The organism is Xenorhabdus khoisanae (genome assembly GCF_001037465.1).
Taxonomy (GTDB): domain Bacteria; phylum Pseudomonadota; class Gammaproteobacteria; order Enterobacterales; family Enterobacteriaceae; genus Xenorhabdus; species Xenorhabdus khoisanae.
Genome location: NZ_LFCV01000092.1, coordinates 37,886 through 52,173 on the forward strand (window position 1 = coordinate 37,886; position 14,288 = coordinate 52,173).

The window sequence follows — 14,288 nt, forward strand, 5'->3', positions numbered from 1 at the left end:
TTTTGATTGACTGTATTCAGGGAAGAAAAGTCTTAATCTTGTCATAGTTTTTTTACCATAACTCACAATCCATTATTCTAAATGTTTAATTTGCTGTATAAGGGGCGAAAATGAGTCTCCTGAGAATGCCTGCATTGTTCATTGGTCATGGTAGCCCAATGAATGCCATTGAAGATAACTGCTACTCACGTGCTTGGTTTGAGCTGGGGAAAAAATTGCCCAGACCAAGAGCGATTCTTGTGATTTCTGCGCATTGGTATACGGAAGGTACAGCAGTGACAGCCATGACACAGCCCAGAACGATCCACGATTTTGGTAATTTTCCCAGAGAGTTACATGAGAAGCAGTATCCGGCCAAAGGATATCCTGAGCTCGCTGTATTGGTACAAGATATTCTGGAACCGATTGAAGTCGAGACTGATTTTAAAGACTGGGGATTGGATCATGGCTCTTGGGGGATATTAGCCAAAATGTATCCTGATGCAGATATTCCCGTTGTCCAATTGAGCATGGATCGTACTCAGCCATCGTCTTTTTATTACGAGATGGGCAAAAAATTGGCCCTGCTTCGTGATGAAGGCGTCTTAATTATGGGAAGCGGTAATGTCGTACATAATTTGTCGGCTGGGATATTGAAGGCAAAGCCTTTCCCATGGGCACTCTCTTTTGAGCAGTTTGTGCGTGAGAGCTTAACCAGCCTTGAAGAGCCTCATCCTCTGGTTAATGCTTTGGATAGAGAAGATGGTCAGTTATCTAATCCAACCCCAGAGCACTTCCTGCCGTTGCTGTATGTGATGGGAACATGGGATAAAAAAGAGCCGATTTCAACCCCGGTTGAGGGTATTGAAGACGGCTCCTTGAGTATGTTGTCTATTCAGCTTGGATAATTGAATTAATCCAAAATAATATGCGGGTAGAAACGTGACAGATCTTGAGTTATCAACTCTTGATCTTCACGGATACAGATACCCGCCGATTGATCATTCACCAACCAACTACCCACCAACACATAGCTATCGCCAAATTTTGGCAATGAATGGAATTGCTGAACGATCATGCCTTCTTCCCCATAAGGGCCATCGGCACTGGCTATTTCCCGTCCATTTTCGATGATACGAATATTGGCACCTTCACGGGAAAACAGCGGCTTAATAACATAGCTATCCATATCTGAAGGGCGTTCATCCGCAAAATAAGCAGGCAGCAGATTAGGATGATTCGGGAACATTTTCCACAGCATTGGCAATAACGCTTTGTTGGAGATAATGCTTTTCCATGCCGGTTCCAGCCAACGCACACCCGCATCAGCCAGTTTGGTGGAAAACATCTCACGCAACATGAATTCCCACGGATACAGTTTAAACAGATTGCCGATCACTTGATCCTGCAAGTCAGTAAACTGCCCTTTTTCACCCAGCCCGATATCTTCAATAAACAGGAATTCGGTTGGAATACCAGCTTCCGCAGCGCAGTCCTGTAAATATTGGATAGTGCCACGATCTTCCTCAGTATCCTGACAGCAGGCCATATGCAGCAGGCCAAATCCATGTTTTTCACGTAACTGCACAAAACGATCAATCAGCTTTTCTTGCAGGCTATTGAACTGATCTGCATCTGACGGCAGGTTGCCGGCATTGATCTGGTCTTCCAGCCAGATCCACTGAAAGAAAGCAGATTCATACAGAGACGTCGGGGTATCGGCGTTGTTTTCCAGTAACTTAGGCGGATTTTTGCCATCATAGGCTAAATCCAGACGGGAATAGAGTGAAGGCTGGCTGGTTACCCATGAAGAGCGGATAAACTCCCAGCAGTGTTTTGGGATCTGAAATTTTGCCAGCAGCTCTTCGCTATTGACCACTTTTTCCACGACCTGCAAACACATTTGGTGCAGTTCTGCTGTCGCATCTTCAATTTCTTCAATCTGGTTCAGAGTGAACTGGTAATAAGCATCTTCACTCCAGTAAGGCTGACCATACATAGTATGAAAGTTAAAGCCATATTCTTCAGCCTTTTCGCGCCAATCCGGGCGCTCGGTAATACCAATGCGTTTCATCTTTAATTAACCACCCATAGAACGGGAAGAACTGGAGCTTGAGCTGGCAGACGAACGCTGCATAGTCGATTGTTTCGCCACAGACTCACCGAACCCGCCGCGGGTAATGGTGGTTGTGGTGGCGGGTTTTGGCGCCATTGCGGTTTTTGGCACAGTCATGCTGCGACCGCCTGCGGTAGCAGGGCCATAGCTTTTACCTGTCGCATCAACAAACTTGCCGTTAGCCGGGCTGGAAGCTGATTTTGAGGTAAACAGCGGTTGTGATGGTGCAGAGCTGCCGCCCATTAAGCGACCCATCATATAACCTGCCATCAAAGGCATCCAGAAACTGCCGCTGCTGCTGTCTTGTGCCTGAGCCTGACCGACGCCAGCCTGAGCCGGTGTTTGCGTACATTGCTGTTCACCAAACTCTGCAACACACTCTTCGCGAGAAGCATATTTCGGTGCGGTTTTCTCCGCTTCTTTCACGGCATTGTTGTAAGCGACTTTACATTGTTCGCTTTGAGAAGGATTCGCCTGAGAGCACTCATCGGCATTCGTATAGAGTGACACCGTTTCATCGTTTTGTTCACAGGCAGAAAGCATGAAAACAGCACTGACAGCGAGCGCTACAGGTGCCAGACGATAGCTTCGCCACGTTTTGCGAAAAGAATCGCGGTTTATCTCTTTTGTCCGTTTCATTGTCATAGGGGGCATCCATCTTAAAGGTATCTGATTAAGAGCGTGTCCCACATAGGATATCCAGGGGATTGGCTCTCTGGGATATGCTTAAAAAGCAGCCCACACAATTGGCGGGCTGCTTTCTTTAGTATAGCGTCTTTAATATAACGTTTTTTAATGTAAAACGATAGAGCATTAAATCAGCGAATTGATGGCGTTTTCATCTCTTTAATGATGCTGCTGGCAGAAGTAGAGATTTGCGCGCCTAACATCTTGTTCAACTCTATCAAATCATTTTCATTCAAAGTGCCACGCGCCTGTTTGTTCTGCAACAGTGAAAGCAGATAATCATAACGTGCTTTAGACAGATTCTGTTTGGCTTGATAAAGCTTGGTTGTCGCTTGCAACACGTCAACGATAGTACGGGTTCCGACCTGATAACCAGCCTCCATTGAATCCAATGAACTTTGTGTAGAGAGCACAGTCTGTTTGTTGGCGTCAACACTACTGATCGCAGCAGAAATATTATTGGTAGAGGAATGCACTTCTTGTGTCACTTTACGGTAAGTGTTTTCCAAATCCTGACTCGCGCCGACGAAATTATATTTTGCTTGTTCTACTTGAGAATAGGTTAATCCACCACTGAATAGCGGTAGATCTAAGGATACTCCAACAGAATTACTTCCGGTGTATGAATTCCTTCCATCTGGTTGGACGTTGCCGCGACTATGATTGTTGGCGATTTCTGTGCCTGCAGTCAACTTAATCGTTGGCATATAGCCTGTCTGTGATTCTTTGATCTTTTCACGACTTAAATCTTGGTTTAAACGTGCTGATAGCAGGCTCAGGTTGCGGTTTTCTGCTTCTTTTAGCACCTTATCAGCAGGTTCAGGTTGTTTAGTTTTAAATTGATCAATATTTAATGCGGCTAGTTGCGGGTAGTAAGTGCCCGTAATCATGCGTAGTTTTTCTAACGCATTCTCTAGATCGTTACGGTTAGAAACCTCTTGGGCCAGAATTGAGTCATATTCGGCGCGGGCATTCTGCACGTCAGTAATGGCAACCAGTCCTACATTAAAACGCTGGGTTGTTTGATCTAACTGACGGTATAGTGAGGCTTTCTGGGCTTCGCTATATGTCAGGGCATCAATTTTATTCAGAACGCCAAAATAGGCTTGTGCAGTATCCAGAATTAGTTTTTGTTGGGCTGTTTGGTAATTGATATCCGCGATACCAGCACTTTTCTCAGATTGATTTAGCTTATTCCATTTCGCCATATCGAAGATGGTCTGGGTCAACTGCAAGCTTGCATTTGTACCATGGTTTTCAGTGTCTTTAGAGTCGCGAAAGCCCTTTCTATAACTCGCACCTGCGCTTAATCCCAATTGAGGCAGTAAAGCACTACGGGATTGATTAACATTTTCAACTACTGAATTGCGGTCAGCTTGTGCCTTAAGCAATTCCGGGTTTGTTTCTTTTGCCTGCTGATAAATCTGGAGTAAATCTGCAGCATGGCTTGAAGTACTAAAACCGACCAGATTCATAGCAATAAAAAGAGAGAGCAATTTTTTCATTTGCGTTCCTTGTTGTGCAGCTATTTTGCTTAAGTTGCCTCTGCATAAAAACTAACTACCACAGATTCTAGCAGAAAATACCAATAAGGCAGGGTGGCTGTTTGTGCCATATTGCCTCATTTTTCAACTTGTTTATATCATCAAAATGAATTTATTTAGACAATGTAGAAAAATACCTTTTAATAATAGGAAATTTTAAAAATAATCAGGAGCTTTTATGAGCGAAGATCTTTCCCCGTCGCGTACTTTTACAAAACAAGATGTTGAAGTTATTTCCCAAAAAACGCTTTATCGCGGTTTTTTCACCATGACGGAATATCAATTCAGGCATCGTCTGTTTCGGGGTGGCTGGAGTGAAACCGTTAAACGCGAGGTTTTTGAACGCGGTCATGCAGGCGTGTTATTGCCTTATGATCCGGTACGCGATGAAGTCGTTTTGATTGAGCAAATCCGTATTCCTGCGCTTGAAACCAGCCAAACGCCGTGGTTGCTGGAAGTGATTGCCGGCATGATCGAAGAGGGTGAAGAGGGTGAACAGGTTGTGCGCCGTGAGGCAGTGGAAGAGGCTGGTATTGAGGTTAAGCGCTGTCAGCCTGCGTTGAGCTATCTCTCCAGCCCTGGCGGTACAACAGAGCGCATGCATATCTTTGTCGGTGAAGTGGATGCTTCTACCGCGTCAGGCGTTCATGGTCTGGAAGGTGAACATGAAGATATCCGCGTTCTGGTTGTCAGCCGTGAGCAAGCTTACCAGTGGGTAGAAGAAGGGGTTATCGATAATGCCGCTTCGGTTATTGCAATACAGTGGCTTGCATTGCACCATGAAAAACTGAAGAGAGATTGGTTGGGGAACCATTCCTAATTTATGCTGGAAAACGGGAAGTGTGCCCCAGTCAGCAGATCTTTTACATAAAGACACGCTAGAATAATCCTTATGATCGACAGGAAAAGGAAACCATTTGGAAAGCCTGCTTGAAATACCTGTGGCAGAAGGTGCCACAGCCAGAATACTACAAATCACTGATACGCATCTTTTCGCCAATAAGGGTGATTCACTGCTGGGCATCAATACTTATCGTAGCTATCATGCTGTGTTGGATAAGATCCTTGAGCAGAATCTCGATATTGATTTGATCGTTGCGACAGGTGATTTGGTTCAGGATCAGACAATCAATGCCTATCAGCACTTTGCTGAGGGGATTGCTCGTTTGCCTGCGCCTTGTGTTTGGCTGCCCGGTAATCATGATTATCAGCCAGCGATGGTTGATACATTGGCAGCCGCAGGGATTTCACCTTCCAAGCAGATATTTATCGGTCAGCATTGGCAATTAATTATGTTGGATAGTCAGGTGCAGGGCGTTCCTCATGGAGAGTTGACGGATTATCAGCTCGAGTGGATGAATAAATGTTTGGATGAGCACAGTGAGCGCCATACCATTGTCATGCTGCACCATCATCCCATTCCTTCTGGATGTACATGGTTAGATCAGCACAGCTTACGTAATGCCCCTGAATTATCAGAGTTTTTGAAAGGCAAAGCACAGGTGAAAGCCATACTGTGCGGACATATCCATCAGGAAGTTGATGAAATGTGGAATGGCATTCGTGTTATGGCAACACCATCAACCTGTGTGCAATTTAAGCCACATTGTACTAATTTTATGCTTGATACAGTGGCTCCGGGATGGCGTTACCTCGAACTGTCTGTGGCTGGCAACGAAGAAACAAGATTGCAAACACAGGTTCACAGGCTTAAGAGTAACGAGTTTTGCCCGGATTTAGATTCGGACGGGTATTAATGTCAACGTTACTTTATCTACATGGTTTCAATAGCTCACCCCAATCAGCGAAAGCCAATGCACTGAAAACATGGTTGCACCAGCAGCATCCTGAAATTGAGATGCTGACGCCGCAATTACCGCCTTATCCTGAAGAAACGGCGACCTTGCTGGAAGAACTGGTGATGGAGTGCGCTGGTGAAAATATCGGTCTGGTGGGCTCTTCCCTTGGCGGCTATCTGGCTATCTGGCTTTCCCAGTGTTTTGGATTACCTGCCGTGGTTGTTAACCCTGCGGTACGCCCATTCGATTTGCTTCAGGATTATCTCGGGGAAAACGTGAATCCCTATACCGAAGAGCGGTATACTCTCGAACAAAGTCACATACATGATCTCAAAGTGATGCACATTGACCCGCTGGAATCGCCCGATCTTATCTGGTTATTGCAGCAAACCGGGGATGAAGTGCTCGACTACCGCCAGGCCGTTGCTTACCTGATGCAGTGCCGGCAAACGGTCGAATCTGGTGGGAATCATGCTTTTGTTGGCTTCGAATACTATTTCCCTCAAATCATCAACTTCTTGGGTCTGACCAGTGGTAATAGTAAAAAAATTGCCAAAAATAGGTAAGCGACTGGTATTATCAACAGTATATCAATACTGATTGGCCCTCTAATAACGAAGCAACCGACAGAATTACAACATGACTCAATCTAGTTACAACGCAGAGGCCATTGAAGTCCTCAGTGGCCTGGAGCCAGTTCGTCGTCGTCCCGGCATGTATACCGATACAGCCCGCCCGAACCATCTGGCACAGGAAGTGATCGATAACAGCGTGGACGAAGCCTTGGCTGGTCACGCGAAGCATATTGAAGTAATCCTTCACAGCGATCAGTCTCTGGAAGTGATAGATGATGGCCGTGGTATGCCGGTTGATATCCATCCTGAAGAAAAAGTTTCTGCTGTTGAATTGATCCTCACCCGCCTGCATGCGGGGGGAAAATTTTCCAATAAAAATTACCAGTTTTCTGGTGGCCTGCATGGTGTCGGGATCTCGGTGGTCAACGCCCTGTCCAAACGGGTAGAGGTCACGGTTCGTCGCAACAGTCAAGTTCATCAGATCGCTTTTGAAAATGGCGAAAAAGTACAAGAGCTGGAAATCATCGGCAGTTGTGGCAAGCGCAACACCGGAACGAGTGTTCATTTCTGGCCGGATGAAAGCTATTTCGATATCCCCCGTTTCTCTGCCACTCGTTTGACACATTTACTGAAAGCGAAGGCGGTATTGTGTCCGGGTGTTGAAATTGTCTTTAAAGACAAATTGAACGATACAGTGCAGAAATGGTGTTATGCCGACGGGCTGACAGATTATCTGCTGGAAGCCATTAATGGTTTGGTAACGTTACCACAAGCGCCTTTTGTGGGCACATTAAGCGGGGATACTGAAGCCGTTGACTGGGCATTGCTTTGGTTGCCGGAAGGCGGAGAATTACTGGCAGAAAGTTACGTTAACCTGATCCCGACAGTACAGGGGGGAACCCACGTTAATGGATTACGCCAAGGTTTGCTTGATGCCATGCGTGAGTTCTGTGAATTCCGCAACATCCTGCCACGTGGCGTTAAACTCTCGGCTGATGATATCTGGGATCGCTGTGCTTACGTGTTATCCCTCAAAATGCAAGATCCGCAATTTGCAGGGCAAACCAAAGAACGCCTCTCTTCACGCCAATCTGCGGCTTTCGTTTCTGGGGTGGTGAAAGATGCATTCAGCCTGTGGTTGAACCAGCATATTCAGGAAGCAGAACAACTGGCTGAAATGGCCATTGCCAGTGCGCAACGCAGAATGCGTGCGGCGAAGAAAGTCGTGCGTAAAAAGCTGACCAACGGCCCTGCGTTGCCGGGCAAATTAGCCGATTGTACCGCTCAGGATCTCAATATCACGGAGCTGTTTCTGGTGGAAGGGGATTCGGCCGGCGGCTCTGCTAAACAAGCCCGCGATCGTGAATTCCAGGCGATTATGCCGCTGCGCGGAAAGATCCTGAATACATGGGAAGTTTCTTCTGATGAAGTACTGGCCTCGCAGGAAGTGCATGATATTTCTGTTGCGATTGGTATCGATCCTGATAGTGAAGATTTGAGCCAGCTTCGTTACGGTAAAGTCTGCATACTGGCGGATGCGGATTCTGATGGATTGCACATTGCCACCCTGCTGTGTGCCCTGTTTGTCCGCCACTTCCCGACGCTGGTAAAACGTGGGCATGTCTATATGGCAATGCCGCCACTGTACCGCATCGACCTCGGCAAAGAAGTGCACTATGCGCTGGATGAGGGAGAAAAGAGTGCCATACTGGATCGCTTGAGCCGCAAACGGGGTAAACCGAATGTTCAGCGCTTTAAAGGCTTGGGTGAAATGAACCCGATGCAGTTGCGCGAAACCACGTTAGATCCCAACACTCGCCGTCTGGTGCAATTGACTATCGACGATGATAATTATCAGGAAACCCTTTCAGTCATGGATATGCTTCTGGCGAAAAAACGCTCAGAAGATCGCCGTAACTGGCTACAAGAGAAAGGTGATTCCATCAATATTGAAGTTTAGCGTATTGAGATATAGCGCAATAGATAGTCAATACAGATTCTGAGGAAATTAATACATGAGTGAGATAGCTCACGATGGTGTGGAGCGTCAACCGCTTCACACGTTCACTGAAAACGCCTATTTGAACTACTCCATGTACGTCATCATGGACAGGGCGTTGCCTTTTATCGGTGATGGTTTAAAACCTGTTCAGCGCCGTATTGTCTATGCGATGTCAGAACTGGGGCTGAGCAGCAGCGCCAAATTTAAAAAATCTGCCCGTACCGTGGGTGACGTGCTGGGTAAATACCATCCACATGGGGATGGCGCATGTTATGAAGCTATGGTTTTGATGGCACAGCCTTTCTCATACCGTTATCCGCTGGTTGATGGGCAAGGTAACTGGGGGGCCCCGGATGATCCGAAATCTTTTGCGGCGATGCGTTATACCGAATCCCGGTTGTCCAAATATGCTGAGTTGCTGTTGAGTGAGTTGGGGCAAGGCACGGTGGATTGGGTGCCAAACTTTGACGGTACATTGCAGGAGCCGAAAATGTTGCCTGCACGCCTACCCAATATTTTGCTGAATGGCACTACCGGCATTGCCGTTGGTATGGCAACGGATATTCCACCGCATAATGCCCGTGAAGTGGCGAATGCACTGATTGCCATGCTGGATAAGCCTGATCTATCGCTTGATGAGGCAATGGAATATGTCAAGGGTCCGGATTATCCAACCGAAGCCGAGATCATCACGTCTAAAGAAGATATTCGCAAGATCTACAAAAATGGCCGTGGTTCGGTGCGTATGCGGGCTATTTGGACGAAAGAAGAGAGCAACGTTGTCATTACCGCCCTGCCACACCAAGTGTCCGGCGCGAAAATTCTGGAGCAGATCGCCAGCCAAATGCGGGCGAAGAAGCTGCCAATGGTGGATGATCTACGCGATGAATCTGATCACGAAAACCCAACCCGTTTGGTGATTGTTCCACGGAATAATCGTGTTGATGTCGAACAAGTTATGAACCATCTGTTTGCGACGACCGATCTGGAAAAAAGCTATCGCGTTAACCTCAACATGATCGGTTTGGATAACCGTCCTGCGGTTAAAGGCTTGGTTGAGATCCTCAGCGAATGGCTGGTTTTCCGTCGTGAAACAGTGCGTAACCGTCTGAATTACCGTTTGGAAAAAGTCCTTAAACGTTTACATATTCTGGAAGGTTTGTTAGAGGCTTATCTTAACATTGACGAAGTCATCCTCATTATTCGCAATGAAGATGAACCAAAGCCAGTGCTGATGCAGCGTTTTGAATTAACCGAAACGCAGGCTGAAGCAATTCTGGATCTGAAATTGCGTCACTTGGCGAAATTGGAAGAAGTCAAAATTCGTGGCGAGCAGGATGAATTGGCGAAAGAGCGTGACAAACTTCAGTCGATTTTGGGTTCCGAACGTAAATTAAATACCTTGCTGAAAAAAGAGATTATTGCCGATGCTGAAAGCTACGGTGATGTTCGCCGCTCTCCGTTGAAAGAGCGCACAGAAGCGAAAGCCATGAGCGATCATGACATCCTGCCATCTGAGCCAATTACGGTCGTTATGTCTGAAATGGGCTGGGTGCGCAGTGCGAAAGGGCATGAGATTGATCCGGCTGGCTTGAATTATAAGTCTGGTGACAGCTTCCGCAGTGCAGTACGGGGTAAAAGTAACCAACCCGTGGTCTTTATTGATAACACCGGGCGTAGTTACTCTATAGATCCGTTGGATTTGCCATCAGCCAGAGGTCAGGGCGAACCGTTGACGGGGAAATTGGCATTGCCGGCCGGAGCATCCGTTGAGCATCTTCTGATGGCGAAAGAAGAACAGAAACTCCTGATGGCATCAGATGCGGGTTATGGTTTTATCTGTACTTTCAGTGACCTGATTGCGAAAAACCGTGCAGGTAAGGCGTTGATTACCCTGCCTGAAAAGGCCAAAGTGATGTTGCCGTTGGAAATTAACAACGAGCAGGATGATATGCTACTGGCGATAACCAAAGCGGGCCGCGTGTTAATGTTCCCTGTAGCGGATCTTCCTCAGCTTTCCAAAGGCAAGGGCAACAAGATTGTGTCTATCCCCGCAGCTCAGGCCGCATCAGGGGAAGATATGCTGAGTTGGTTGCTGGTGCTGCCTCCGCAATCCACCATTACGCTCTACTTTGGTAAGCGTAAATTGCAACTCCGCCCAGAGGACTTACAGAAATTCAGAGCAGAAAGAGGGCGTAAGGGAACCTCACTGCCTCGTGGATTACAGCGCGTGGAACGTGTTGAAGTAGAAACGCCTAACCAATAAGTAACAACAAAAATCATAATTGCGGGCCAGTATGATACTGGCCCGCTCTGAAAGAGGCCGATATGCTAGCAATCATTCGTGGAATTATTGTTATTCTGTTTACAATCCTGATCTTTATTTTTGGTTGTATCTACTGTTTATTCAGTCCGCGCAATCCACGTCATGTTATGACCTTCGGTCATGCGTTTGGCAAACTGCATAAAATATTTGGTATTAAACTGGTGGAACGTATTCCGGCAGGCGCTCAGGAATATGGGCCTAGCATTTATATCGCTAATCATCAAAACAATTACGACATGGTAACCATGTCTAATGCAGTGCAGCCACGTACCGTCACTGTGGGCAAAAAAAGTCTGGTTTTTATTCCGTTCTTTGGTCAGCTTTATTACCTGACAGGTAATATTTTGATCGACAGAGAAAACCGCACAAAAGCACACGGTACAATCTCACAGGTTGTTGATCAAATTACCAAAAAGCAGGTTTCGGTCTGGATGTTCCCGGAAGGAACGCGCAGCCGTGGTCGCGGATTGTTGCCGTTTAAAACAGGTGCTTTTCATGCTGCTATTGCAGCAGGTGTACCTATCGTGCCGGTGTGTGTTTCTTCAACACACGGTAAAGTAAAATTGAATCGTTGGAATAATGGCGCTGTGATTGTCGAAATGTTACCTCCGATTGATACCACGAAATATACCAAAGAGCAGGTTCGTGAATTGGCGGGGCATTGTCGGCAAATGATGCAATCTAAAATTGAAGAATTGGATAAAGAAGTTGAGGCGCTGAATAAGCGAGGATAAATTCGGATGACGATAAAATGTCCGAAATCGTCAAATATATTTCCCCACACGTTGACCGAATTTTGGCTATCAATTTAAGATAGTTTTAGAATTTATTTCCCATTCGCGATATGATTGCGTTTAATAACTTAATGTTTTTATTAAACGCAATCGATAGAATAATAAATCCTGATAGCCACAATATCGGGATATTCATCCCAGTAATTATTTGAATTTTTTAGTCATTACTAGTGCTTGCGTTTACATAAGCAATCATTGTGGATTGCTATTTTTGTCGTAGATACTATTCCTTGTCGTAGATACTATTCCTGCTGTGGAGAAAGTATGTCACTGAGTCGACGCCAGTTTATTCAGGCATCTGGTTTGGCAATGTGTTTAGGGGCGCTTCCTTTTGCGGTTCGAGCCAATAAAAATCAACAAACGAAATTGCCACTTCCCCCCTTACTGGAACCCCGAGGCGGACAACCTCTATTTTTAGCCATACAGAAAGCCAAATGGTCATTTAACGGTCAGAATAAAGTTCATGTTTGGGGCATCAACGGGCACTACCTGGGGCCGACTATTCGGGTTCGTCGCGGAGATGATGTCAAACTGATATATAGCAATCGTCTGTCTGAACCGGTTTCAATGACGGTAGGTGGTTTACTGGTGCCCGGAACCCTGATGGGAGGCTCGGCCCGCTTAATAGCACCGGGTGAAAGTTGGTCGCCCGTTATCCCAATCGATCAACCTGCGGCTACCTGTTGGTATCATGCCAACACACCACACCAAATGGCACGGCATGTTTATGCTGGTCTGGCCGGAATGTGGCTGGTGGAAGACGAAAGCAGCCGTAGTTTGCCTTTACCTGAACATTATGGCGTTGATGATTTCCCTGTTATTTTGCAGGATAAACGACTGGATAATTTTGGCGTACCACAATATGACCCATCAGCCAATCAGGGTTTCCTTGGCGATACTTTAGTGGTTAATGGGGTTGAAAATCCTTTTGTTGAAGTTGCCAGAGGCTGGGTCAGGCTACGTTTGCTGAATGCTTCTAATGCCCGGCGATATCAATTAGAACTCAGCGATGGGCGTCCTTTCTATATGATTGGAACTGATCAAGGGCTATTGCCTGCTCCTGTAGCCATACAGCAACTGCCACTTGCCCCGGGCGAACGTCGTGAAGTCTTGATTGATATGTCGAAAGTGGAAAGTGTCACTATTACTGCGGGAGAATCCGCAAGCGTGATAGATCGTTTGAAAGGATTGTTTGAACCTTCAACCAAATTGATATCAACCACCGTACTGACGCTAAAAGCCAGTGGTTTGCTCCCTCTGGTGACGGATCAATTACCTTCTCAGCTCGTACTGGATAATACACAAATCAATTCTTCTATCCGAAGCAGGCAGTTGGCTTTGGGAGATTATTCTCAGGGAATTAATGGTTCAGTGCTGAATGAACACCGAACCGACATAGCCAGCCAGCAAGGTGCATGGGAACGTTGGGTAATCACAACCCCAACACCCCAGCCTTTCCATATCGAAGGCGTAAGATTTAAAGTTATCAGCCTTAATGGCAATCGCCCAGAGCCACAGGATTATGGTTGGAAAGATACTGTCTGGATTAATGAACGGGCAGAACTACTGGTTAATATGATGCAGCCCTCTTATGAGAATTTCCCCTTTATGTATCACAGCCAGATACTGGAAATGGCGGATCGTGGAGTTGCAGGACGATTAATTGTTAACCCTGCCAGTTTTAGTATTGGGTAACAATAATATTGGGTAAAAATGGCATTAAGAAATAGCAACTCAGAATAGCAATGAAGAGCAGTGGTGGATGCCCGTCCGGTTGAATCGGGCTGCTATGGGGAATCCTTTTGTCAACCAGGGGTTGATTAGGCAATAAATTGCTTAACATTTAGTGTATAGACTAACAATTTGTTCTGAATAAATTGCTAATTTTATCGACTGAGCGTAGCCCTTTCCGTATAGTGTCCCAAATTTTCATACTACTTGCCTGTAAGGTGACTTAATGAATATTAGCTTGATTGCTGCGATGGCCATGGATCGAGTTATTGGTATGGAAAATTCCATGCCGTGGACTCTGCCGGGTGATTTAGCCTGGTTCAAACGCAACACACTCGGAAAGCCGGTTGTGATGGGACGAGTTACTTATGAATCAATTGGCCGTCCTTTGCCGGGACGTCTGAATATCGTGATCAGCAGTCAACCTGCAAGCGATGATCGGGTCACTTGGGTAAGCTCCATCGAAGCTGCTTTAGCTGCGGCTGGTGATGTTGAAGAGATTATGGTGATGGGAGGAGGACAAATTTATGAGCAGTTTATTCCTCTGGCCAATCGTATGTATCTGACTCACATCGATGCAGAAGTGATTGGTGACACGCACTTCCCTGATTATGAACCTGATGAGTGGAATTCAGTTTTTACTGAATATCACGATGAAGATGAAAACAATTCACACAGCTATTGTTTTGAAGTCTTAGAACGCAGAGAGTGATTTAATTTTACGCCGGAGTGCCC

At 46.2% G+C, this 14,288-nt stretch carries 12 protein-coding genes; 9 read left to right on the forward strand and 3 right to left on the reverse strand.

Translation table 11 applies throughout. The features are described 5' to 3' along the window. Positions 1 to 110 precede the first annotated feature (110 nt). The gene (ygiD, locus tag AB204_RS13960; protein ID WP_047963975.1) at positions 111 to 887 is read left to right on the forward strand and encodes a 4,5-DOPA-extradiol-dioxygenase; all 777 of its coding nucleotides are present in this window, start codon (positions 111 to 113) and stop codon (positions 885 to 887) included. Between the two features lie 5 nt (positions 888 to 892). Here ygiD and AB204_RS13965 read toward each other — a convergent pair whose 3' ends face one another. From AB204_RS13965 to tolC, 3 genes are all read right to left on the reverse strand, one after another. Further along, positions 893 to 2,053 carry a glutathionylspermidine synthase family protein gene (locus tag AB204_RS13965; protein WP_047963976.1) on the reverse strand — a complete coding sequence of 387 codons (1,161 nt, stop codon included), beginning with the start codon at positions 2,051 to 2,053 and terminating at the stop codon, positions 893 to 895. A gap of 6 nt (positions 2,054 to 2,059) precedes the next feature. Further along, the gene (locus tag AB204_RS13970; RefSeq protein WP_200898244.1) at positions 2,060 to 2,734 is read right to left on the reverse strand and encodes a DUF1190 family protein; all 675 of its coding nucleotides are present in this window, start codon (positions 2,732 to 2,734) and stop codon (positions 2,060 to 2,062) included. Positions 2,735 to 2,913: 179 nt separating this feature from the next. Further along, positions 2,914 to 4,287, reverse strand: coding sequence for an outer membrane channel protein TolC (gene tolC / locus AB204_RS13975; RefSeq protein ID WP_047963978.1), 1,374 nt, complete (start codon positions 4,285 to 4,287; stop codon positions 2,914 to 2,916). A gap of 217 nt (positions 4,288 to 4,504) precedes the next feature. On the opposite strand from tolC, the gene nudF reads away from it, so the two are divergent. The 8 genes from nudF to folA all read left to right on the forward strand — a co-directional run bounded on the left by nudF (position 4,505) and on the right by folA (position 14,265). Further along, complete coding sequence (nudF, locus tag AB204_RS13980) at positions 4,505 to 5,146, forward strand: ADP-ribose diphosphatase (protein WP_047963979.1); 642 nt, start codon at positions 4,505 to 4,507, stop codon at positions 5,144 to 5,146. Between the two features lie 97 nt (positions 5,147 to 5,243). Then, positions 5,244 to 6,083, forward strand: a complete 840-nt coding sequence (gene cpdA / locus AB204_RS13985) for a 3',5'-cyclic-AMP phosphodiesterase (protein WP_047963980.1) — start codon at positions 5,244 to 5,246, stop codon at positions 6,081 to 6,083. After that, positions 6,083 to 6,691: an esterase YqiA gene (gene yqiA / locus AB204_RS13990; protein WP_047963981.1), complete on the forward strand. Its 609-nt coding sequence runs from the start codon at positions 6,083 to 6,085 to the stop codon at positions 6,689 to 6,691. The genes cpdA and yqiA overlap by 1 nt, the downstream gene beginning before the upstream one ends. A gap of 73 nt (positions 6,692 to 6,764) precedes the next feature. After that, positions 6,765 to 8,660: a DNA topoisomerase IV subunit B gene (parE, locus tag AB204_RS13995; protein WP_047963982.1), complete on the forward strand. Its 1,896-nt coding sequence runs from the start codon at positions 6,765 to 6,767 to the stop codon at positions 8,658 to 8,660. A 55-nt stretch (positions 8,661 to 8,715) separates the two neighbouring features. After that, positions 8,716 to 10,968, forward strand: coding sequence for a DNA topoisomerase IV subunit A (parC, locus tag AB204_RS14000; RefSeq protein WP_047963983.1), 2,253 nt, complete (start codon positions 8,716 to 8,718; stop codon positions 10,966 to 10,968). Between the two features lie 62 nt (positions 10,969 to 11,030). Further along, complete coding sequence (locus tag AB204_RS14005) at positions 11,031 to 11,762, forward strand: 1-acylglycerol-3-phosphate O-acyltransferase (protein WP_047963984.1); 732 nt, start codon at positions 11,031 to 11,033, stop codon at positions 11,760 to 11,762. Positions 11,763 to 12,086: 324 nt separating this feature from the next. Next, positions 12,087 to 13,517, forward strand: coding sequence for a cell division protein FtsP (gene ftsP / locus AB204_RS14010; RefSeq protein WP_047963985.1), 1,431 nt, complete (start codon positions 12,087 to 12,089; stop codon positions 13,515 to 13,517). 262 nt (positions 13,518 to 13,779) lie between these two features. Beyond that, on the forward strand, positions 13,780 to 14,265 hold the full coding sequence (gene folA, locus AB204_RS14015; protein WP_047963986.1) for a type 3 dihydrofolate reductase: 486 nt from the start codon (positions 13,780 to 13,782) through the stop codon (positions 14,263 to 14,265). Positions 14,266 to 14,288 lie beyond the last annotated feature (23 nt).

Excerpts from the sequence above, each read along its gene's own strand:
- ygiD (WP_047963975.1), top strand. The coding sequence starts at position 111 with ATGAGTCTCCTGAGAATGCCTGCATTGTTCATTGGTCATGGTAGCCCA.
- AB204_RS13965 (WP_047963976.1), bottom strand. The coding sequence starts at position 2,053 with ATGAAACGCATTGGTATTACCGAGCGCCCGGATTGGCGCGAAAAGGCT.
- AB204_RS13970 (WP_200898244.1), bottom strand. The coding sequence starts at position 2,734 with ATGAAACGGACAAAAGAGATAAACCGCGATTCTTTTCGCAAAACGTGG.
- tolC (WP_047963978.1), bottom strand. The coding sequence starts at position 4,287 with ATGAAAAAATTGCTCTCTCTTTTTATTGCTATGAATCTGGTCGGTTTT.
- nudF (WP_047963979.1), top strand. The coding sequence starts at position 4,505 with ATGAGCGAAGATCTTTCCCCGTCGCGTACTTTTACAAAACAAGATGTT.
- yqiA (WP_047963981.1), top strand. The coding sequence starts at position 6,083 with ATGTCAACGTTACTTTATCTACATGGTTTCAATAGCTCACCCCAATCA.
- parE (WP_047963982.1), top strand. The coding sequence starts at position 6,765 with ATGACTCAATCTAGTTACAACGCAGAGGCCATTGAAGTCCTCAGTGGC.
- parC (WP_047963983.1), top strand. The coding sequence starts at position 8,716 with ATGAGTGAGATAGCTCACGATGGTGTGGAGCGTCAACCGCTTCACACG.
- AB204_RS14005 (WP_047963984.1), top strand. The coding sequence starts at position 11,031 with ATGCTAGCAATCATTCGTGGAATTATTGTTATTCTGTTTACAATCCTG.
- ftsP (WP_047963985.1), top strand. The coding sequence starts at position 12,087 with ATGTCACTGAGTCGACGCCAGTTTATTCAGGCATCTGGTTTGGCAATG.
- folA (WP_047963986.1), top strand. The coding sequence starts at position 13,780 with ATGAATATTAGCTTGATTGCTGCGATGGCCATGGATCGAGTTATTGGT.